Origin of the sequence: Brevibacterium sp. RIT 803, from assembly GCF_016892625.1 — a bacterium.
Lineage (GTDB): Bacteria > Actinomycetota > Actinomycetes > Actinomycetales > Brevibacteriaceae > Brevibacterium.
In genome coordinates, this window is record NZ_JAFEMW010000001.1 from 1,543,362 (window position 1) to 1,564,239 (window position 20,878).

A 20,878-nucleotide genomic window follows, 5' to 3' on the forward strand; every position below is an offset into this window, starting at 1 on the left:
TCACGAACCATCACCCCCGAGCACATCGCTCACGTAGCCGACCGGCGACTGCAGGTTCTCCGCAGCACGGTTCGCCATGCCCCACAGCGGGGCCGCGAAGACAGTGAGGACGATGGAGGCGATGACAACCACGGTGGTGGCGGCGAACATCGAACCCGGAACGCCGATCTGTGATTTCCAGGGCTTGCCCGCGAGCTTGGCCTTCTTGCGTTCGGCGAATTCTGCGACGAGCTCGTCGTTCGGCTCCTCCGCATCCGCGGGGTCTCGCCAGAACGCCAGGTTGAAGGTACGCCCGATGACATAGAGGGTCAGCAGGCTGGTCACGGTGCCGGCGACGATGAGGCTGACAGCGAGCCAGTCGTGGTCGGAGAAGCCGGCGGCGAAGAGGCCGACCTTGCCGATGAACCCGGAGAACGGCGGGATGCCGGAGAGGTTGAGGGCCGGGATGAAGAAGATGATCGACAGCGCCGGTGAGAGCACCATGAGCCCACCCAGGGACCTGGTCGAGGTCGACCCACCTCGCATTTCCACCATTCCTATGGCCAGGAACAGCGCGGTTTGGACGATGATGTGGTGGACCGTGTAGTAGATAGCGGCAGCGAGTCCGACAGTGGTCCCCAGAGCCACACCGAAGAGCATGTAGCCGATGTGGGAGACGAGAGTGAAGGACACGATCCTCTTGATCTCCGACTGGGCGATCGCGCCTAAGATTCCGACCACCATCGTCAATGCTGCCGCTATCAGGAGAGGCACTCGCAGAGAGGACTCGGAGAACAGTAGCGTCTCGGTGCGGATGATCGCATAGATGCCGACCTTCGTCAGCAGCCCCGCGAACACAGCCGTGACCGGGGCCGGAGCGGTCGGATAGGAGTCGGGCAGCCAGAAGGACAGCGGGAAGATCGCGGCCTTGATGCCGAAGCCGATGAGCAGGAGGACATGCAGGATCATCTGCACATCCGGCGGCAGTTCGCTCAGCCGCTCTGACAGCTGCGCCATGTTCACTGTTCCGGTCGCCGAGTAGATGACGCCGATCGCTGCCAGGAAGATGATCGAGGATACGAGCGAGACGACGACGTAGGTCACGCCCGCCCGGATACGCTCGGCCGTGGCCCCCAGAGTCAGCAGCACATAGGAGGCGACGAGGAACATCTCGAACCCGACATAGAGGTTGAAGAGATCACCGGCGAGGAAGGCGTTGGCGACGCCCGCGCACAGCACCAGATAGCTGGGGTTGAACACGGAGATCGGAGTCTCGTCCGAATCGTCGTTGGCGTCCTGGCTGAGCGCGTAGATGAGCACGCACAAGGTGACCAGGGAGGAGACGACGAGCATGAGAGAGGAGAGCCTGTCGGCGACGAGCACGATCCCTGCGGGCGGCTCCCATCCGCCGATCGCCACGACCTGCGGGCCGTGGGCGTCGACTCCGAAGAGCATGATGAGGGAGATGATCATGACCGCGCTGAGGATCAGAATCGACACGATGTTCTGAGCCCGCGAATGCTTCGACAGCACCAGAGCCAAGCCTGCACCGAGGAGGGGCAGGAGGACGGGCAGCGGCACAAGCACGGGAAGGAGATCGATCATTTCTTCTCCTCCGTCTCGGTTCCTTCGGAACCTCTGCCGTCCTTGTTCGCCGAGGTGGTCCCAGTCCTGGCCTTGCCCGCGCCGCTCTTCGCCCGGTCCGTGCTGACCTCGCCGTCTTCCCGCTCGTGGGGCTTGCCGTCGTCGTCGAGGTCGATGGCGCCGGTGATCGGGCTTTCGGCCTCATCGCCGAACTCGGTGTCGTCGTAGTCCGTGCTCGCCTCCGCCTCGGAGTCGATCATCTTCGTGATCGCCACCCGCAGGTCGGCGGTGTCGTCCTGCAGTGAATCGGCGCGAACCAAGCGCCAGGAGCGATAGATCATGGCCAGCAGGAACGCTGTGACCGCGAACGTGATGACGATGGCCGTGAGGATAAGCGCCTGTGGCAGCGGATCCGACATGCCCTCCGTGGACAAGTTCTTCCCGTCAGTCAGCGGCGGGACTCCCCTGCCTGCGGTGAGGATGATGAGGAGGTTGACTCCGTTGCCCAGGAGAATGAAACCCAGCAGCACGCGGGTCAGGGAGCGTTCGAGCATGAGGTAGATGCCACAGGCGAAGAGGAACCCCATCGCCAGCACCATGATGAAGGGCACAGTCATAGTCGTCCCCCTTCCGCGCCGTTGTCCACGTCGAGGTGGTTGACACGGTCGAGGATCGAGGAGACCGCGTCGTGCTCAGCCTCGGCGCTGAAGTTCTCTGAGAGGTTGTACGACTCGTTGAGTCGGTTGGTCAGCACCATCTCATCGCGTTCCTGGTGCAGGTCCACCTCGGCGCCCAAGGATCTGAGGATGTCGAGCATGAGGCCGACGACGATGAGGTAAACGCCGATGTCGAAGAACGTCGAGGTTCCGAACGACAGGTGCCCGAGCACCGGAATGTCGCCCTCGAGATAGACGGACTTGAACACGGTGTCGCCCCAGATCCAACCGCCGACGCCAGTGAGCACGGCCATGATCATTCCGGTTCCCAGCATGCCCGACGGGGTGAAGCGGGCCGCCTCGGCGAGTTCGAATTTGCCTCCGGCGAGGTAGCGCACGACCAGCGCCAGACCGGCCACGAGACCACCGGCGAAGCCGCCGCCGGGATCGTTGTGGCCGGCGAAGAGGAGGTAGAGGGAGAAGATGAGGACAGCGTGGAAGACCAGGCGTGCGGTCACCTCGAGGATGATGGATCGGTTGCGTGGGGCCAGTGTGCGTCCGGCGATGAGCCAGGAGACTCGCCGCTGTGTCACATCCTCGCGCGGAGTGTCATGGAAGTTGCCGATCTCCTCGGCGACCGGCTGGAAGCGCACCCTCCCCTGAAGCTCGGTTCCGTCACGGCGGGAGACGAAGCGATGGAGGTGTCCTTCACGGCCGCGGACGAAGATCAGTCCGGCGATGCCGGTGCCGGCGGCGACGAGGACCGAGATCTCACCGAGGGTGTCCCAGACGCGGATGTCGACGAGCGTCACGTTGACGATGTTCTTGCCGTGGCCGAGTTCGTAGGCGAGCTGACCGAAGTCCACGGAGACTGGGTCGCTGATGCGCACACCGGCGGCGATGAGCACAACCACCATCATGGCCACGCCGACTGCGGCGCCGATGATGGCGCGCCAGGCCGGGGTGAAGCGTCCGGTACTCTGACCGATCCGAGCCGGGAGTCGGCGCAGGACGAGGACGAAGACGACGATGGTGATGGTCTCGACGAGAACCTGAGTCAGGGCCAGGTCCGGGGCTCCGACGAAAGCGAAGTAGGCGACCATCGCATAGCCCGAGATTCCGGTGACGACCACGGCGGTGAAACGCTTCTTAGCGCGGGTGGCCGCGACCGCGACGATGATGAGGACCGCCGCGATGATGAAGTCGAGAGGTGTGTCGAAGAGTTTGAAATCGATGTTCCAGGTGTCGTTCGAGATCACGGCCAGACCGATGCCTGCCACGAGGACGAGGTAGATCACGCTCTGGTAGAACGGCAGCGAACCGCGCTGGGTGCGGGAGGTGACCCACAGGGCCAGCTTCTCCATCCAGTTGATCAGCTTGCTGTAGAGGTCGTGGAAGTCCAGACCCGAAGGCAGCGTCGACTGGACCTTGGCAAATGAGTCGCGAACGAAGAAGAGGCCCAGGCCGACTGCGATCGTGATCGCGGACAGGGCCAGTGCAGGTTCGAGCCCATGCCATAGTGCCAGGTGGTAGTCGCCGTCGCCGGGGTCGATGACCGGCAGCGTCGACGTCCAGGCTCCGAAGTAGCCGTCGGTGAGCCCGGCGGCCGGCCCCAACACCACGGTGAGTACGGTGAGCATGACCGGGGAGATGATGAGTGTGATCTTCTCATCACGGCGGGCGATGTCATCGACGCCCGCTTTGCTCGAGAACGCACCCCAGACGAAGCGCGCCGAGTAGGCCACGGTGAGCATCGAGCCGATCATCACGCCGATCAGCGCAATGATCGATGCCTTGTCCCCAGAGGCCAGCAGAGTCGAATAGACCGCTTCCTTTGCCACAAAGCCCAGCAGCGGCGGCAGGCCGGACATCGAGGCGGCGGCAATCGTGGCGCAGACGGCCACGACGGGGAAGGCCTTCCAGCCACCGGAGAGCTTCGTCAGGTCACGCGTGCCGGCACGATGGTCGATGATGCCCACGCACAGGAACAGACAGGCCTTGAATAGGGCGTGCGCGATGAGCATCGCCAGCGCGGCTTTGGTGATGTCGGGTGTACCGAAGGAGGCCATCGTCGTGAGGAACCCGAGTTGGGAGACCGTGCCGAAGGCGAGCAGTAGTTTGAGGTCGGTCTGCTTCAGGGCCTGCCAGCCGCCGATGAACATCGTGAGCAGTCCCAGCGTGAGCAGGGTCTCCGACCATCCGGGCAGTGCGTGGTAGCCCGGTGCCAGACGCAGGATGAGGTAGATCCCGGCCTTGACCATCGCCGCTGCGTGCAGGTAGGCGCTGACCGGGGTCGGTGCTGCCATGGCGCCGGGGAGCCAGAAGTGGAAGGGAAGCAGCGCAGACTTCGAGACCGCACCGACGAGGATGAGGATCACGGCCGTGACGATGACTGGCCCGGTGTCCAGACCGAGGCTGGCGCGCTCCATGAGCGTGGAGATCTGGCCAGTTCCGGTCACGGCCATCAGCAGGATCATGCCCACGAGCATGGCCAGTCCGCCGGCCGTAGTGACGATGAGGGCCTGCAGTGCGGCCTGGCGGGAGCGACGGCGGGATTGGCTGTGGCCGATGAGGAGGTAGGAGAAGACCGTGGTGCCTTCCCAGAACAGGTAGAGCATGAGGAGCTCATCGGCGACGACGAGTCCGTACATCATTCCGGCGAAGGCCATGAAGACTGCGGCGAACCGGGCCAGTCCGGGCTCATCGGGCGGGAAGTAGCGGGCACAGTAGACGAAGACGAGGGCACCGACGCCTGTGACCAGAAGACTCATGAGCCAGGAGAGTTCGTCGAGGCGGAAGATCCCTTCGAGGCCGAGTGCCGGCAGCCAGTTCATGCTCTCGACCAGAGGCGAACCTGCAGACCCGAAGATGTCGGGGACCGTGGCCAGGCTGAAGATCAGCGCGGCGAACGGCACCAGAGCAAGGAAGAAGAACCCGTTGCGACCGAGGCGCCTGACCAGTGGGTACGCAATGACAGCAGCCCCGAAAAAGGCTCCTGTCATGACTATCACCGGCGGACACCTCCGTCATTTATAAGATTTGCCAGAATGTAGTGCTCAACAGTATTTTCTCACGACACCCCGCGTATCTCCCAATCAATGAGGCCGTTCGCAGTAGTCATGATGAACACATTCTGTTCAGATTCCACGCCCACTCCACACAGGTTCTGCGCAAACCTGCTCGCATCAGCCCCTTCACCGCCGGCGAAGTCGACGTGGCAGAGAGCTGGGGCCTGGAAATTTCCACAACCGCCTGAGGCCTCGTCAGTTTCGCAACGGCCTGGGGGCGGCGGCCCGGGGACCGGAACCTGCGTCAGCTGCGGAGCTGGCTGCTCGTGACCAGGAAGCCGGTCTCATCCAGGCCGGTGCCGTCACAGCCGATGAGCAGTTCTGCTCCGATGCTGTCGACAAGGCCGGCCACCGTGTTGCGCATTCGCCGGAAACGACGGGTCTGGACCGGCTGGTAGCGCTTCGAGTCGGTATCCATCCAGTGCACGTGGTACTCGATCAGCGGCATCTGAAGATGCTTGCCGATGATCGGCGGCACCCAGTCGGACTCCGATACGCGAATCTCAATCATGCCTGCCTTCTCGCTGATCTCCCCGAGAGGAACGAGGAGCGAGTAGCCGTCGAGGATGACCGGTGCCGAGGGGTCGAAGAGCGGATCGTCGATCGTGGCCTGGGCCAGGACAGCCTCGTCGGGTGTCGGCAGCGCCTGCTGGAAGGCATGCGGAGCGTGCTTGCGGACTAGCGACAGCGCCACGTCGGGCTCGAGCCAATAGGACGAGTAGAGGTAGAGGTCGATCTTCGCTTCCGGGTCGGGCACGATGACCCGAGTCGGCAGGCCCGCTTCGTCCGCGAGGCGGACACCGGTGTGCAGGCGTGATGCGACACCCAGGATGAGGCTGAGCATCCGCTCCTCCTCCCGGTCGGGCAGCCCTTCTGGGAACGCCTCATGAAGTCCGTCTGCGTCACTGAACCAGTCCGGCGGCGGGACCGGTTCGCGGTCTCGGGGGCAGTCGATGACAACCGCGTGATGAGCCCAGTCGGGAACCTCGAGCGCGGCGATCGCGGCAGCATCGAGGTCGACTCCCTCGCTCAGACGCGAATGTCGGCTCAGCTTCAGCTGACCTCTTTCATCCAGGCGGGGAGCGAGGTCGGGAAGCCTGTTGTGCACGAGCGCGAGCACATCGGAGACCTCGACCCCTTCGTCGAGGAGAAGCAGATGGAAGCCACGCAGGTCCGCCGAGACATCCGTGTCACTGACACGCTCGGCGGCCTCACGCTGCATCCGCAGCTCTCGGCGAGTGGTCACATGCCCCTCCGATAGAAGTTGAGGTGAGAACGGGAGGCTGTGGGACCCTGCTGCCCCTGATAGCGATTGCCGGTGGCCTGCGAACCGTAGGGGTTGAGCGCAGCCGAGCTGAGGCGGAAGAAGCAGAGCTGACCGATCTTCATTCCCGGCCACAGGGTGATGGGCAGAGTCGCGACATTCGAAAGCTCGAGAGTCACATGACCGTTGAACCCGGGATCGATGAAGCCTGCCGTGGAGTGGGTCAGCAGCCCAAGGCGCCCCAGCGACGACTTGCCTTCCAGCCGCGCGGCCACATCATCGGGCAGGGTGACGAGCTCGTGCGTTGAGGCGAGCACGAATTCGCCCGGGTGCAGCACGAACGGCTCTCCCGGTGCCGCCTCGACGAAGCGGGTGAGCTCGGGCTGATCGAGACTCGGGTCGATGACCGGGTATTTGTGGTTGTCGAACAGACGGAAGTAGCGATCCAGGCACACGTCAACGCTGGCCGGCTGGATCAGAGAAGGGTCATAGGGGTCGAGGGCGATGCGTCCGGAGTCGAGCTCGGCGCGAATGTCGCGATCGGAAAGGAGAGTCACGTAACCGATGGTAGTCGCCCAGGCCCCAGGAGTGCAGTGAGCAGCACTCACGAGGGGGCGAAATTGCTCACAGACTCCGCGACACACCGGTATTTGGTAACGACTCTATAACGATCAGTGGTGTTTTTGCTGGTTTTCTCCCGTGTGTCTCCCCACAGTCGATCGTGAATGCCTTAGAGTTAGGAGCTGTACGAACCCGCGCACGATGGTGCCTTCCTCTTCTTAAGCCAAGGAATGCCGGGAGTCCATCGTCTTTCGTGGGTTGACAACGAACGAAAGGCATTACTGTGAAGACCTCGCGTCTTGTGCTTGCCCCCGCAGTAGCCGTTGCATTGACAGGTCTTGCTGGCGCTCCCGCGTTCGCAGCGACAGCGTCCGCTCCGGTGCCGGCAGGCCCGCTCTGTGCACATGAAGATGCACAGCAGTCAACCGACCCAGATTCCAAGGTTCCCGACAGCTCGGACCCACAGGCGACACTGTCTGATGCACAGGTCACCCGGGCCGATATCGCGGACCGCAAAAAGGGCATCGGGTTCTCCGGTACCGGATTCACCCCCGACAGCAAGGCGACCGTCACGGTCGTCGGCACCGACGGGTCCAAGTACTCGCCGGAGACCAAGCTGACCGTGGACGAGAAGGGCAAGGTGTCCGGCACCTACTTCTTCTCCGTCACGGACAACGCCAAGGTTCCCTCTGGCGAATACTCGCTCTACCTCACCGATGAGAAGACCGAGAAGGACTCCTCGAAGGTCTCCTTCGAGGTCGTGGCCAGTGACTCGGACATCGACGAGGACGCCAAGGGCTCCGATTGCTCGCCCGCAACCGGAGCGGCCCCGGCGCCGTCCGAGACCGCCACTGATGAGCCATCCGCGACATCGACTCCGACCGAGACCAAATCGGAAGAGCCGAGCGAAGAGCCCACGGAAACCAAGGAAGCCCAGCAGCCCGCTGCTCCTAAGCCGACCGAGACTGAGACGAAGACTCCGGAACCGACGGAGACCGAAACTCAGACTCCCGAGCCGACCGAGACGGAATCCGAGACTCCCGAGCCGACGAAGACCGACGATAAGTCGGAGGCCCCTGCTCCCACCGAGGCCGAGTCCGAAGCTCCAGAGTCGGACGCTCCGAAGGCAGAACCGTCGGAGACGACCGCTCCGGCCAGCCCCGGCACCGATGACGGTGAGAAGAAGGCCGCGGCAACTGCGACCCAGGCGCTCATCATCGACCCGACCGAGATCAGCTCCGAGGACTTCCTCAACGAGGGCATCAAGCTCGGCATCACCGGCGCACAGCCAGGTGAGAAGATCACGATCACAGTCGAGCACGCTCAGGGCAAGGTCGATCGCTACACGATGACCAAGGAAGCCGACTCCGAGGGCAAAGCCACCTTCGGCGTGCAGGCGAAGGTGAAGGCTGTGCTGGGAACGTACAACGTCACCGCCCAGGCCGACAGCTTCGACAAGGCACAGGGCGGCAGCTTCACGGTCGTCACCAACGGCACCTCGGTCGATGAGGGCGGACAGAACGGCAGCGACAGCGGCAGTGACCTGCCCCGCACCGGTGCGGAGATGACCGGACTGGCGCTCGGAGTCGGACTCCTCGTCGTCGGTGCCGCAGCAGTCGTCATCACTCGTCGGCGGATGACCGCCTCCGACGATCCTGCGGAGTTCTAAGATCCGTTGAACGATGAATTGTCCCTAGCGGGGCTGCACCTCGGCAGACACCAGATCGATCTCGGTCGTCTCCGAGCAGGGACAATGCTCGGTCTCATGGGCAGCACGGACAGCACCACTGAGGTGGTGCTGTCCGTTGCTGCGCGCTCCGACGTCGCTCCTCCGCCGCAGTTCCCGACCGGACTCCGGTCGGGTCTCACACGTGTGCGCAGGTGGGTCAGAACATATCTTCGCGAAGCCGATGCCGGATCTGGGGAGGCGGCATTGGCTCTGGCGTGCACGGAGTTCGGGGTCAACCCTGACGTCCTGAGGCGCCGGATCGGTGAACTTGATGCCGGTGAGCGTGCGCGACTCGGCCTGGCTGTGGCTTGGGCGAGCGGCTTGCCCTGGCTGACCTTCATCGACCCCTTCGCAACCGTCCCCGGACACGTGCGCGCTGGACTGCGCGGTCGTCTGGCCGATCTGGCCGCAGCGCACGGCCGTGGGATCGTCTTCACCTCGAACACGCTGACCGACTTCACCGTCGCCGAGGCGGGGGTGGCCGATATCGAAAAAGGCGAGCTCGTATCGTTGGGCACTGTGGAACAGGTCGTCACGGAGCCCAGGGGTTCCCTTCCGGCCGAACTCAGCAGGGTCAACGTCTACTCCGGGCTGGCACGCAAAGGCTGGCTGTCCATCGGCCACTCTGCGGTGAAGGCTCGGACCGAACTCGATGGGAAGGTCTTCGTCACTCTCGGGTGGCGCAGCGCTCTCCTGTCGTTGGACGAACACGACCCGGCGTTCACCTCGGCGACGGTGTTCGAGGCAGTCGTCATCGGACTGCGCGATCACGGCTCCTGCCTGCAGGCGAAGCTGTCGCCGGTGGACACCGAGATGGGACTCGCTCTCGACGTGGACCTGGCCGACCTGGCCGGCGTGCCCGGCAGCGAGAGCGGATTCGGCGTGCTCCACCCCGGCCTCGGCGACTCGATATCTGCCCTGCGTGCCAACGTCAAGGTCGGCACGCACGTCTTCGTCGAGGTCGACACTCAGGCACTGCACGCATACTCGGTGGAATAGACCCCACCGGCACGCATCTGGATCCCCTTCCCGCGCGTCCTCGCCGTTCATAGAGCCACGTGCCGGGCAATTGGCATTACACTGAAATTCCTTCATCCCCCACCGAATCAGGAGAAGCAATGCGAACGTCGCGCAAGCTTCTGATTTCGGCGCTCCTGGTCATCGTCCTCACCGTGGCAGCAGTTCCCCTCCTCAACCTGACCGTCTACACTCCTGCCCGCGCCGCTGAAGCCTATATCTCCGCGATCGAGGACGGCAACGCCGAGCGTGCGTTCTCCTATCTCGCCTCCCCCACCCCATCGTCGACTCTGGCGCTCAATCATGATGTGCTCTCTGCTGCCCCTGACCTGCCGCGCGATGCTGAGGCGACGACGGTATCGATGGACGGCGACCATGCGAAGGTCTCGCTGAGCTATGTTCTGTCCTCGCAGACGCAGACCGTGGATCTGTCGATGGTGAAGCTGCCGGCGACTGCCGGGCTGTTCGACCGCTGGGCGATCGAACAGGAGGAGTGGCCGACTCTCGACCTGCAAGTCGAAGGGTCGTCAACTGCCACGGTCAACGGCTACGGAGTCGCCGCCGGAGAGGTTCCCGTGCTGTTCCCGGCCACCTACCTCGTCGGCTTCGATGCGACCTACCTCAAGTCGAAGCCCGAACGCGCCGAGGTGATCGCCCCGACCGACACCGCCCAGATCGCGCTCTCGCCCGAGCCCACGGCGAAGTTGGAGGAGTCGGTCGGTGAGCAGGTCAACGAGCATCTGGCGAAATGTGTGAAGTCGACGACCCTCTACCCCTCGGACTGCGTGTTCGGCTATGAGACGGACAACGAGATCCTCGGCGATGTGAAGTGGTCGCTGGCTCGCGAGCCAGAGGTCAGCCTGACCGCCTCGGGCAACGATCTCGAGCTCACCCCGTCCACGGTCGAGGTGCGCATCCAGGGACGCTATCGCGACATCGTCACGGCGGCCGAGCACGACTTCGACGAGACGCTCTCATTCGACATGGGCGGCTCCGTCATCGTCAAGTCCTCACAGGTCCGCTTCGATCCGCGCCGCCTCGGCGACGTGACCGTGAAATAACTCCTCCGAGGCCGGTTGCAACGACAGTTTGTCGAGCGTCCAGGGCTACGACGGCCGCCGAGCTTCAGGCACTGCGAAGGCCGAGTCAGGCTCCGCGGAGGTCGAGGGTGAGTTCGGCCGGAGCGGTGGCGACGAGGTCGACCGGAATGCCCCAGTCCTGCTGGTAGAGATGGCAAGCGGCGTGCAGGGGGATCTCTCCGCCTGGTTCGCCGTCGCAGGCGGCGGCTCGTGCGGTCACGTGCAGGACCCCTGACTCGAATTCGGGGTTGATGACGATGTCGCGCTTCAGTCCTTCTGCGCCGCCGTCCCCGGAGACGATCAGCTCTGGCGGTGTCGACGAGACCTGCAGATACGTGGGGTCTCCCCACCGGTCATCGAGTTTCTGACCTGCTGGAACAGTGAAGCTCACGGACACTGCCACTGGGCCCGAGGAGATCTCGGTCGAGGGGCGCTTGCTGGTCAGCGCACCCTCGTCGATTCTCTGAGCGTCTTTGGGCAGTTTCACTCGGGTCAGGGCGTGCGAGGCCGATTCGACGATGAGGAGCTCGGCCGGCGCGGAGTCGGCAGCTTCGAGGACGTAGATGTCGGATGGTTCGCGCAGTCCGCGGGCCAGGGTCGAAACCTCGTTCGTGGTGAAGTCATAGCGGCGGATCGCCCCGTTGTAGGTATCGGCGATCGCGATCGATCCGTCCGGCAGGCTCCGCACTCCCAGAGGGTGCTGCAGTCTGGCTTCTGCGGCGGGACCGTCACGGAAGCCGAAGTCGAAGAGACCTTCACCGATGAGCGTGGACACAGCTCCGGTGTTCGGGTCGAGACGTCGGATCGCCGAGGTCTCCGAGTCCGCGATGAGCACGTCTCCATCGGAGGTGAGGTCGAGGCCCGATGTCTGCGCGAACCATGCGCTGTCCGCATCACCGTCGGCCAGACCTTCGTTCATGGTGCCCGAAAGCAAGCGGATCGATCCGGCTTCGGGGTTGAACGACCAGATGGTGTGATTGCCCGCCATCGCCACAACAACCTCGGCGGTGGAGGAGACGTAGAGGACATCCCACGGTGAGGACAGCTTCACGTCGAGGGCGGGGCCGTCGTAGCGGCCGAGTTCGCCGTGCGTGCCGACCACGTTGTCGATCGCGCCGACCATGTGCTGTGCTCCGGTGCCGGCGACCGTCGTCACGGTTTCGGTCTCGAGGTTGATGCCGCGCAGGGTGTGGTTGACGGTGTCGGCGACGACGAGATGGTAGCCGGCCTTCGCTGCCACGTCCCCGGGAAGGACGGTGATGCCGCCGGGTTCGCTGAAGGACGCCTGGGAGAAATCGCCGTCACCCGCACCGCGTTCGCCGGTGCCGATTCGCCGGATGATGGTCTGGCCCGAGGGGTCGTACTCGACGAGGCTGTGGTGTCCCGAATCGGCGACGAGGAGATTGCCCGATGGCAGTTCGGTGACCTTGCCGGGGTAGAACAGCTCAGTCTCCGGTGCTGGCGGCGGCACGTAAGGTCCGTCGCCGGAGTGCAGTGTGCCCTTCGCCGAGTGCTCCTCGATGAGTCCTTCGATGATCTCACCGAGGCCGGCACCGTGACCTTCGCCCGACAGGGTCGCGACCAGGTAGCCCTCTGGGTCGATGACGGCCAGCGTCGGCCAGGCACGGGCGGTGTATGCCTGCCAGGTGACGAGGTCGGGATCGTCGAGGACGAGGTGTTCGACCTGGTAGCGTTCGACCGCCTGGTCGACGGCCTCGACGGTGCGTTCGAACTCGAACTTCGGAGAGTGGACGCCGATGATGACAAGCTCCTGTGCGTACTTCTCCTCGAGCGGACGCAGCTCGTCGAGCACGTGGAGGCAGTTGATGCAGCAGAAGGTCCAGAAATCGAGGAGGATCACCTTGCCTCGCAGATCGGCCAGGCTCAGCTCCTTGCCGCCGGAGTTCATCCACCTGCGGCCGATGAGTTCAGGTGCACGCACCTTGACCTGGTGGGACGGCGCGGCGGCAGGCGCTGCGGACGCTTGGGAATCCTGCGGACTGGTGTTCATAGCTCCATCTTCACAGATTCACCGCCGCGGCGGGAGGCCCGGTGTCATCATGTGACCAATGCCCCAGTCCTCGAACGTGAGTGTCGCCTGCGGACGTCTCAGGTGCGGCTACGGCTTGGCTCAGGTGTGGTCGCGGCTTGAGTCAGGAGTAGTCGCGGCTTGGCTCAGGTGCGGTCGCGCGCGCCGAACACAGTGGAACCGACGCGGACCATGGTCGCGCCTTCGGCGATAGCGAGCTCGAAGTCGCTGCTCATACCCATGGACAGCTCAGTGGCGTCGGGCGACATGACTCCCGAGGCGATGAGCTTCTCGCTGAGTTCTCGCAGGTCAGCATAGCTGGGACGGATCTCTTCCGGTGTGCGTCCGGGCAGACCGATCGTCATCAGACCACGCAGCGTCATCCGTGTGTGATCGTGCAGCGCCGCGATGAGCGCCTCGGTCTCCTCGGGCGCGATCCCGGACTTCGAGTCTTCCCTGGAGGTGTTGACCTGCACGAAGAATTCCACAGTCTGGTCGAGTACTTCGAGACGGTTGTTGATCTTCGTCGCCAGTTCCAGATTGTCGACGGACTGGATGCAGTGTGCATGGCGCAGGGTGTGATTGACCTTGTTCTTCTGCAGAGGGCCGATGAGATGGGCCTCGTGATCGAGATCAGCGAGATCGTCCGCCTTGCCGACCAGCTCCTGCACCTTGTTCTCCCCGATGAGGGTGAATCCATGTTCGAGGGCCACTCGGATCTTCGCGGCCGGTTGAGTCTTGGTCGCGAGCAGAACCTTCACATCAGCACTCGTCCGACCGCTCGCCTCGGCGGCGGTTGCCGCACGAGTGGCCACCTCATCGAGATTGCTTCTGATGGAGGCGATGACCTCCGGCGAAAGCGCTTCAGGAGTGTTCTGGGGCTCGGACGTATTCTGTGGTTCAGGAGTGTCTGGGGAACTCATGCTTCCAGTCTTACACGGACCCTCTGAAGTTGCAGGTCTTCCCCTCCGAAGCTGCAGGACCCACTCGACGAAGCTGCAGGGCCTACTCGACGAAGTCGTATGTCGTGCCCCAGGGCGACCTGGGGCACGGCGACCTGGGGCAGGGCGACCTGGGGCAGGGCGACCTGGGGCACGACGACCTGGGGCACGGCTAACGGTTGGTCAGTTCTCTTCGAAATTCGTTCGTGGATCGAAGAGAACTGACCAACCGTTAGCCGTCTGTCCGGCGGGACGAGGCTGCCAGCAACCGCGCTCATCACTGCACCTGGCTGCAACGGCGCTCGTCACTGCAGTTGGCTGCAACGGCACTCATCGCAGCCAGGTTGCCTCAGACCAGCTCGCTCGTCCTTATTCGGGCAGGCCCTTGGCCTTGGCGTCGATGTTCTTGATCAGCGCCGAGGTGTCGAGCCCTTCGAGGCCCGAGTCGACGAGCTTCTGGAGCTGAGCGTGGACGAGCTGCGCTGCCGGCAGGTCGAGACCCTGCGTTTCTGCGCCTGCAAGGGCGAGGCCGACGTCTTTGTGCATGAGAGCCGTGGCGAATCCGGGCTTGAACGAGTTGTTCGAAGCCGCTGTCTCTGTCACGCCAGGAACTGGGTACCAGGTGCGCAGCGGCCAGGAATCCCCGGAGGAGACCGTCGCGATGTCATAGAAGACCTTCGGGTCGAGCCCGAAGCGATCGGCGAGTACGGCCCCTTCGACGACGCCCTGCAGGCTGATCGAGAGCATCATGTTGTTGACGATCTTGGCGGCCTGACCAGCGGCCTCGCCACCGGCGTGGAACATGTTGCCGGCCATGGGTTCGATGAACGTCTTCGCTTCGGCCACGTCCTCTTCGGTGCCGCCGAGCATGAACGTCAGTGTGCCTGCCTCGGCACCGGTGACGCCGCCGGACACGGGGCCGTCGACGAACCGGAAGCCGGCCTTGGCCGCTTCTGCATGCAGTGCACGGGCGGAATCGAAGTCGATCGTCGAAGAGTCCACCAGGAGTGTCTTGGTGTCTGCATGGGCCAACACACCGTCGGCCTCGAGGTAGACAGCCCGGGCGTGCTCACCTTTGGGCAGCATCGTGAAGACGATGTCGGCTCCGGCGACCGCCTCGGCGATGGACTTCACAGGGTTCACCCCGTGCTTGGCTGCCTCTTCGACGGCGATCTCGACGAGATCGAAGCCATTCACAGTGTGACCGGCCTTGACCAGGTTCGCTGTCATCGGACGACCCATATTTCCCAGGCCGACCCATCCAATTGTCGACATAAAATGCCTCCTCGCATCATGTTCTTCAGGTGGTGCAGTGTTCCCACTCACATTACGCCAGTCGCTCGGCCAACACCTGTCGCGCAGAATCACATATTCCGCACCAGATATGTGCGTGCACGCAGATAGTATGGAAGCACTATGGCTTCATATGCACCAGGCGGTTCCGGTTCGCAGATCTCACCCGAAGATCTGCTGACGCTGCTTGCCGTGGCTCGACTGGGCAAGTTCACCGCCGCCGCGCACAGCCTGGGCCTCAACCACACGACGGTCTCCCGACGTATCTCCGCCCTGGAGAAGGCCTATGGCGAGCGTATGCTCGTGGCCTCACCCGACGGCTGGGAACTCAGTGCTGCCGGACGTCACCTGCTTCCGGTGGCCGAGGACATCGAGTCCGCCCTGGGGCGCATCGACGCCCACGCCAGCTCCACTCTGTCGGGAACGATCCGTTTGGCCTGCCCGCAGGCCTTCGCACTTGAGTTCGCGGTCCCAGCCCTGACCCAGCTGCAGCGCAGCCATCCCGGCCTGCAGTTCGAACTCATCACTGCCACTCAGCGAGCCCGGCAGTACCGCTCGGGGGTCGATATCGAGGTCGTCGTCGGCAGGCCGGACGCACCACGCAGCGTCGCAAAGCACATCCGCGACTATCGGCTCCAGCTCTACGCCTCCCGTGAGTACCTGGGGTCCCACACGATACCGACGACGCTTGAGGATCTTGCCGAGCACCGGCTCATCTACTACATCGAGAACTCGCTGCAGGTCGATGACCTCGACGAGGCGGGCAATGCGCTGCCGCGCGGCAAGGGATTCTTCCGCTCCACCTCGGTGCATGCGCACGTGCTCGCCACGTCGAACGGAGTCGGGATCGGTATCTTGCCCGACTTCCTCGCCGCGGGCAACAGCCGCCTCGTACAGGTGCTGCCCGAGGAATTCTCGAAACCGGTCTCCTACTGGGCCTCGGTCCGCCACGAATCCCTGCGCAACGCAGGAGTCCGCAGCGTCCTCGAGGTCCTCTGAGTCAGACCCGGACGATCCCTCCATCAGGCCTCGGCCGACCTGGCACGTCTGGCCTCGGACGGCGCTGTACGCCTAGCCTCAGGCGGCGGACCAGCCGCCGTCGACACTGTGTGCGCTGCCGTTGATGACGGCGGCAGCATCGCTGGCCAGGAACAGTGCCAGAGCGGCGATGTCGCCGGGTTCAGCAAGCTTCGGCACGGCAGAATGTCCGAGGAAGACCTGTTCGAGGACCTCGTCCTCGCTGATGCCGTTCGTCTTCGCCTGATCGGCGATCTGACCCTTGACCATCGGTGTCATCACATAGCCGGGATTGATCGCGTTGCAGGTCACACCGTGAGGACCGGCTTCCAAGGCGGTCGTCTTCGTCAATCCCATGAGCCCATGCTTGGCCGCCACATAGGCTGACTTGTTCGCCGAGGCGCGCAGCCCGTGGATCGAGGAGAGGTTGATGACCCGGCCCCATCCCTTGGCGAACATCGCTGGCAGCGCTGCCTTGGTGAGCACGAACGGTGCTTCGAGCATGAGCGTGTTGATGAGTCGCCATTCCTCGAGCGGGAATTCCGTGATCGGGTGGATCCGCTGGATGCCGGCGTTGTTGACGAGGATGTCGACGTCAAGGTCGACTCCATCCAGCGCCGAGGTGTCCGCGAGGTTGACCGTCCACGCCTCTCCTCCGATGTCGCTGGCTACGGCTTCCGCCGATTCCGCGTTGACGTCGGCGACGATGACGTGTGCTCCGGCTGCGGCGAAGGCTTCGCTCATCGCCTTGCCGAGGCCGGAGGCTCCCCCCGTGACCAGGGCGCGCTTCTTGTTGAGATCGACCATTGCAGTCCCTTCGATCGTGTCATAGTTCGGCGGTGTTGTCCGCTGTCGTGATGTCCGCTGTCATGTCATCAGGCGGTGCCGACGATCATCGGCACCGCCCGATTGCCGAACTCACTGTTGTGCATTCGAGTGCTGAGGTGTGAGTATCAGCGCTTCGCCGCGTGACGGCGGTCCTTGTCCACCTGGTCCAGTGAACGCAGATCGATGCCCTTCGTCTCCTTTGTGAACAGAAGCGCGACCATCGAGATGATGGCGGCAGCCAGGAGATAGAACGCGATCGGCACCGAGGAGTCGAACTTCTGCAGCAGCGCAGTTGCGATGATCGGAGCGAACGATCCGGCCACGATCGCCGTGACCTGGTATCCGGTCGAGACACCCGAGTTGCGCATGCGGGTGGGGAACATCTCTGACATGATCGCCGGCTGTCCGGCATACATCAGTGCATGGAAGATGAGCCCCAGCAGCAAGGCGAGGAAGATCATCGCACCGCTGCCGGTGTCGTACATCGGGAAGGCGAAGAAGCCCCAAGAAGCGGTGAGCACGATTCCGATGCCGTAGGGCAGCTTGCGCCCGACCTTGTCCGCCATCGCCCCGACGAAGGGCACGAGCACAGCGTGGATCGCGTGGGCGCCGAGTAGGAGCCCGAGGATCTCTGCGGCTTCGATCTTGACCGCGATCGCCAGATAGGTGATCGAGAAGGTCACCACGAGATAGTAGTGGATGTTCTCGACGAAGCGCAGCCCCATCGCGGCGAAGACTTCACGCGGGTAGCGCTTGAAGACGGCCTTGATTCCGTAGTCCACGCCCTCTTCGATCTCCTCAGCCTGGACCTGTTCGAAGATCGGAGCGTCGGAGACACGGGTGCGGATGTAGTAGCCGATGAGCACGATGACGGCTGAGAGCCAGAAGGCCACACGCCAACCCCACGACAGGAAGTGCTCTTCGGTCAGTGTTGCGGTGAGGACGAAGAGCACGCCAGTGGCAAGCAGGTTGCCCAAGGGCACGCCCGACTGCGGGAATGACGACCAGAAGCCGCGTTCCTTGTTCGGTGCGTGTTCGGCGACGAGGAGAACCGCTCCGCCCCATTCGCCGCCGACTGCGAACCCTTGGACGACTCGCAGAAGTACCAGAAGGATCGGGGCGAAGGGCCCGATCTGGTCGAAGGTCGGCAGACATCCCATGAGGAATGTGGCCACGCCGACCAGGACGATCGACAGCTGCAGCAGCTTCTTGCGTCCGTATTTGTCACCGAAGTGGCCGAAGACGATTCCGCCGATGGGTCGGGCGATGAAGCCGACCGCGTAGGTGGCGAAGCCCGCCAGGATCGGTGTCAGTGGGTCGTCCGACGGTGGGAACAGAATGTGGTTGAACACCAGGGTGGCGGCCGAACCGTAGAGGAAGAACTCGTACCACTCGACGACGGTTCCGGCCATCGAAGCGGCGACGACCTTGCGCAGCTGTGCGCGTATCGTCTTCTTCTCCGCATTGTTCGAAGAACTCATGACTCTCCTTGATTTCCACGATCCGCATCACCGTTGAATGCGCGGATCGACTCGCTGTGGCGTCTCGGCCCGAGCGGAGGTGAGCCTGCATGCCCCTGCAATGCGGCTTCAGGTCCACGTCATCGGCGCGGGTCGCGTGACGCTGTGGATAAAAATGATCCATGCAACAGTCTGCGCCATCCGGCACACGATTGGGTGCAGAAAGGGCTCGAATCCGGGAATTACCTGTGCACATTACCGCACACGAGGTGTGCAGTCATCTGCTTCTCTGACCACTGTTCGCGTCGCGCTGGGCCATGTTGGCGAGCATGTCGTTGTAGGCGCGAAGTTCCGCGTCGTCGGTGCGCGCTTCACTGCGGTCGATGCGCTTAGCCTCTCGATCCGAGGATTTCGACCATTGGAAGGCCACCATGATTGCAATGAACAGGGTGGGGAATTCGCCGATGCCCCAGGCGATTCCTCCGCCCATCTGTTGGTCTTCGATCGCCGAATAGCCCCAGTCGGCGCCGATGTTGCCGAACCAGTCGCCCTCAATGAGGACTTCCGAACTCATAATCGAGATTCCGAAGAACGCATGGAAGGCCATCGTGATGAGAAGCATGAGCAGGCGCAGCGGATATCCCGGTCGCTCCACGCCGGGATCGATGCCGATGAGGGCCTGCGCGAACAGATAGCCCGCGCCGAGGAAGTGGATGATCATCAGCTCGTGTCCGAGGTGCCATTCAAGCGCGTACTTCATCACGCCCGAGTAGTAGAAGATGACGAGGGAACCGGCGAAATTCACGCTGGCGAAGATCGGGTTCGCGAAGAAACGCATGTACGGAGTGTGGACGAGCCAGAGCACCCACTCGCGGATCCCGCGCGAACCGTCCGTGCGAGCTTTCGTTCCACGCATGAGCATGGTGATAGGTGCGCCGAGAACCATCGGCAGGGGCACCACCATGATCAGGAGCATGTGCTGGATCATGTGCCCGGAGAACTGGATCTCACCGTAGACCCTGGCGCCGCCGGACGTGACGTAGACGAGGAAGATCATGCCGAGCAGCCAGCAGATCAGGCGATGGACCGGCCAGGAATCACCTCGACGCCGGAGATTGACGAAGCCGACGGTGTAGGCCGTGGCCAGACCGACGGCCACGACGACCCACAGCGGGTCCAAGGACCATTCAGTGAAGTATCGGGCAAAGCTCGGCGGCGGCGGAAGCGGCTCGCCGGTGAGGATCTCAGCCGGGGACGGGTCACCCACAGGCTCCTGCGAAACCGGGGGCTGGGACCGCGAGAGTGCGACCGCGAGACCCATCGTGGCACCGAAGATGACGAACTCGACGATGATGAGCCGCCAGAACTCCCTGGTCACTGAGGCTGCGGTGCCCAGACGGCGAATGACGAACTGCCGGTGCCAGAACCCGATGAGACCGAGCAGAATCGTCGCGAAAGCCTTCGCCACGATCACCTGCCCGTAGGGAGTCATGACGTCAGCGAGGCTGTGGACGCGCAACAGCGAGTTCACCACACCGGAGAAGGCAACGAGGGCAAAGGCGATGAGTGCGAACGAGGAATAACGTTCGATCGTGGTGCGCAGCTGGTTGGAGCGGGCAAGGTCCGAGCCCAGGAGGGCGATGACGAAAAGGCCGCCCAGCCAGATGGTGACGCCCAGCAGATGCAGACCGATGCTGTTGACGGCTTGGGTGTGTCCGGAGGCTTCGGCGGAGTGTCCCATCAGTGCCAGCGGGATCATCACGCCGACGCCGAGCACGCCTGCCACCGCGATGCCGAGGTAGCTGCGTGTGCCGAAGCACAGAGTCGAGGCGACGGCGATGAGGACGACGATGAGCGTCCAGAGCTGACCGAAGGCGATCTGGGTCAGAAACACGCCGAGCTGATTGGAGAAGTCGAGATAGGCCTGTGCGCCGACAGTATCGGCGAAGGTGAGGACAAGGACGGCCACTGCAGAGATCGTCCAGACCACCGATGCCACCTCGGCGATCTTCAGGGTCTTCTCCCAGAGCGCATTGAACGGGATCTCATCGGTCGTGCCCGACTTCGCGCCTGCAGGACTCGTCTTCCTGTTCCGGTCTCGCCCCTGGGTGCGGGGCAGGATGAGGAGGGCGAACATCAGTGCGCCCAGAGTCAGTGCCATCGAAATGTTGAAGACGAATTTCGCGGCCGGAAGACCGAATCGCACGTAGGGGCCGGGGTCGTTGAGGAGTGTCGCCTCCGCCGCTCCGGTGAAGAGCATCGCGGCCATACCCACACCGAGTCCGCCGATGACGACTAGGGGAACGGCCGCGCGAGACGTGAATCGGGTGACCGATTCGAAGACTTGAGTGCTCACTGGTGGCAGACCGCCGC

At 63.6% G+C, this 20,878-nt stretch carries 16 protein-coding genes; 5 read left to right on the forward strand and 11 right to left on the reverse strand.

The genetic code is table 11. The features are described 5' to 3' along the window. From JTF07_RS06945 to dcd, 5 genes are all read right to left on the reverse strand, one after another. Positions 1-1,584 carry a Na+/H+ antiporter subunit D gene (locus JTF07_RS06945; RefSeq protein ID WP_204233484.1) on the reverse strand — a complete coding sequence of 528 codons (1,584 nt, stop codon included), beginning with the start codon at positions 1,582-1,584 and terminating at the stop codon, positions 1-3. Then, positions 1,581-2,180, reverse strand: coding sequence for a Na(+)/H(+) antiporter subunit C (locus JTF07_RS06950; RefSeq protein WP_204233485.1), 600 nt, complete (start codon positions 2,178-2,180; stop codon positions 1,581-1,583). The genes JTF07_RS06945 and JTF07_RS06950 overlap by 4 nt, the downstream gene beginning before the upstream one ends. Beyond that, the gene (locus JTF07_RS06955; protein WP_204233486.1) at positions 2,177-5,221 is read right to left on the reverse strand and encodes a Na+/H+ antiporter subunit A; all 3,045 of its coding nucleotides are present in this window, start codon (positions 5,219-5,221) and stop codon (positions 2,177-2,179) included. The genes JTF07_RS06950 and JTF07_RS06955 overlap by 4 nt, the downstream gene beginning before the upstream one ends. A 310-nt stretch (positions 5,222-5,531) precedes the next feature. Next, on the reverse strand, positions 5,532-6,533 hold the full coding sequence (locus JTF07_RS06960) for a hypothetical protein (protein WP_204233487.1): 1,002 nt from the start codon (positions 6,531-6,533) through the stop codon (positions 5,532-5,534). Continuing rightward, positions 6,530-7,108 carry a dCTP deaminase gene (gene dcd, locus JTF07_RS06965; RefSeq protein WP_198395748.1) on the reverse strand — a complete coding sequence of 193 codons (579 nt, stop codon included), beginning with the start codon at positions 7,106-7,108 and terminating at the stop codon, positions 6,530-6,532. Before dcd ends, JTF07_RS06960 begins: the two co-directional genes overlap by 4 nt. A gap of 287 nt (positions 7,109-7,395) precedes the next feature. Here dcd and JTF07_RS20835 point away from each other — a divergent pair, with 287 nt between their 5' ends. The 3 genes from JTF07_RS20835 to JTF07_RS06980 all read left to right on the forward strand — a co-directional run bounded on the left by JTF07_RS20835 (position 7,396) and on the right by JTF07_RS06980 (position 10,919). Continuing rightward, entirely contained in the window at positions 7,396-8,781 is a 1,386-nt protein-coding gene (locus JTF07_RS20835) for an LPXTG cell wall anchor domain-containing protein (RefSeq protein ID WP_204233488.1), read from the forward strand. A gap of 96 nt (positions 8,782-8,877) precedes the next feature. Further along, entirely contained in the window at positions 8,878-9,840 is a 963-nt protein-coding gene (locus JTF07_RS06975; RefSeq protein WP_252199373.1) for an ATP-binding cassette domain-containing protein, read from the forward strand. A 119-nt stretch (positions 9,841-9,959) separates the two neighbouring features. After that, positions 9,960-10,919 (forward strand): hypothetical protein, encoded by a 960-nt coding sequence (locus JTF07_RS06980; protein WP_204233490.1) that lies wholly within the window; start codon positions 9,960-9,962, stop codon positions 10,917-10,919. Positions 10,920-11,004: 85 nt separating this feature from the next. Here JTF07_RS06980 and JTF07_RS06985 read toward each other — a convergent pair whose 3' ends face one another. Beyond that, positions 11,005-12,948, reverse strand: coding sequence for an NHL domain-containing thioredoxin family protein (locus JTF07_RS06985; RefSeq protein WP_204233491.1), 1,944 nt, complete (start codon positions 12,946-12,948; stop codon positions 11,005-11,007). Between the two features lie 164 nt (positions 12,949-13,112). Continuing rightward, on the reverse strand, positions 13,113-13,889 hold the full coding sequence (locus JTF07_RS06990; protein ID WP_204233492.1) for a YggS family pyridoxal phosphate-dependent enzyme: 777 nt from the start codon (positions 13,887-13,889) through the stop codon (positions 13,113-13,115). Positions 13,890-13,918: 29 nt separating this feature from the next. Here JTF07_RS06990 and JTF07_RS06995 point away from each other — a divergent pair, with 29 nt between their 5' ends. Beyond that, a complete protein-coding gene (locus JTF07_RS06995; RefSeq protein WP_204233493.1) occupies positions 13,919-14,083 on the forward strand; it encodes a hypothetical protein in 165 nt (54 codons plus the stop codon). 193 nt (positions 14,084-14,276) lie between these two features. On the opposite strand, the gene mmsB is transcribed toward JTF07_RS06995, so the two are convergent. Beyond that, positions 14,277-15,233 (reverse strand): 3-hydroxyisobutyrate dehydrogenase, encoded by a 957-nt coding sequence (mmsB, locus tag JTF07_RS07000; protein WP_353843894.1) that lies wholly within the window; start codon positions 15,231-15,233, stop codon positions 14,277-14,279. A 90-nt stretch (positions 15,234-15,323) separates the two neighbouring features. Here mmsB and JTF07_RS07005 point away from each other — a divergent pair, with 90 nt between their 5' ends. After that, entirely contained in the window at positions 15,324-16,199 is an 876-nt protein-coding gene (locus JTF07_RS07005) for a LysR family transcriptional regulator (protein ID WP_204233495.1), read from the forward strand. A 78-nt stretch (positions 16,200-16,277) separates the two neighbouring features. Here JTF07_RS07005 and JTF07_RS07010 read toward each other — a convergent pair whose 3' ends face one another. From JTF07_RS07010 to JTF07_RS07020, 3 genes are all read right to left on the reverse strand, one after another. After that, positions 16,278-17,024 (reverse strand): 3-hydroxybutyrate dehydrogenase, encoded by a 747-nt coding sequence (locus JTF07_RS07010; protein WP_204233496.1) that lies wholly within the window; start codon positions 17,022-17,024, stop codon positions 16,278-16,280. Between the two features lie 146 nt (positions 17,025-17,170). Further along, complete coding sequence (locus JTF07_RS07015) at positions 17,171-18,526, reverse strand: MFS transporter (protein WP_213018591.1); 1,356 nt, start codon at positions 18,524-18,526, stop codon at positions 17,171-17,173. A 256-nt stretch (positions 18,527-18,782) separates the two neighbouring features. Next, on the reverse strand, positions 18,783-20,861 hold the full coding sequence (locus JTF07_RS07020; RefSeq protein ID WP_204233497.1) for a bifunctional copper resistance protein CopD/cytochrome c oxidase assembly protein: 2,079 nt from the start codon (positions 20,859-20,861) through the stop codon (positions 18,783-18,785). Positions 20,862-20,878: the final 17 nt, after the last annotated feature.

What these genes read in the sequence shown, in the direction of transcription:
- JTF07_RS07015 (WP_213018591.1), bottom strand. Translation starts at nt 18,526, where the DNA reads ATGAGTTCTTCGAACAATGCGGAGAAGAAGACGATACGCGCACAGCTG.
- JTF07_RS06955 (WP_204233486.1), bottom strand. Translation starts at nt 5,221, where the DNA reads ATGACAGGAGCCTTTTTCGGGGCTGCTGTCATTGCGTACCCACTGGTC.
- JTF07_RS06985 (WP_204233491.1), bottom strand. Translation starts at nt 12,948, where the DNA reads ATGAACACCAGTCCGCAGGATTCCCAAGCGTCCGCAGCGCCTGCCGCC.
- JTF07_RS06990 (WP_204233492.1), bottom strand. Translation starts at nt 13,889, where the DNA reads ATGAGTTCCCCAGACACTCCTGAACCACAGAATACGTCCGAGCCCCAG.
- JTF07_RS06945 (WP_204233484.1), bottom strand. Translation starts at nt 1,584, where the DNA reads ATGATCGATCTCCTTCCCGTGCTTGTGCCGCTGCCCGTCCTCCTGCCC.
- JTF07_RS07010 (WP_204233496.1), bottom strand. Translation starts at nt 17,024, where the DNA reads ATGGTCGATCTCAACAAGAAGCGCGCCCTGGTCACGGGGGGAGCCTCC.
- JTF07_RS07005 (WP_204233495.1), top strand. Translation starts at nt 15,324, where the DNA reads ATGGCTTCATATGCACCAGGCGGTTCCGGTTCGCAGATCTCACCCGAA.
- JTF07_RS06950 (WP_204233485.1), bottom strand. Translation starts at nt 2,180, where the DNA reads ATGACTGTGCCCTTCATCATGGTGCTGGCGATGGGGTTCCTCTTCGCC.
- JTF07_RS06975 (WP_252199373.1), top strand. Translation starts at nt 8,878, where the DNA reads ATGGGCAGCACGGACAGCACCACTGAGGTGGTGCTGTCCGTTGCTGCG.
- JTF07_RS06980 (WP_204233490.1), top strand. Translation starts at nt 9,960, where the DNA reads ATGCGAACGTCGCGCAAGCTTCTGATTTCGGCGCTCCTGGTCATCGTC.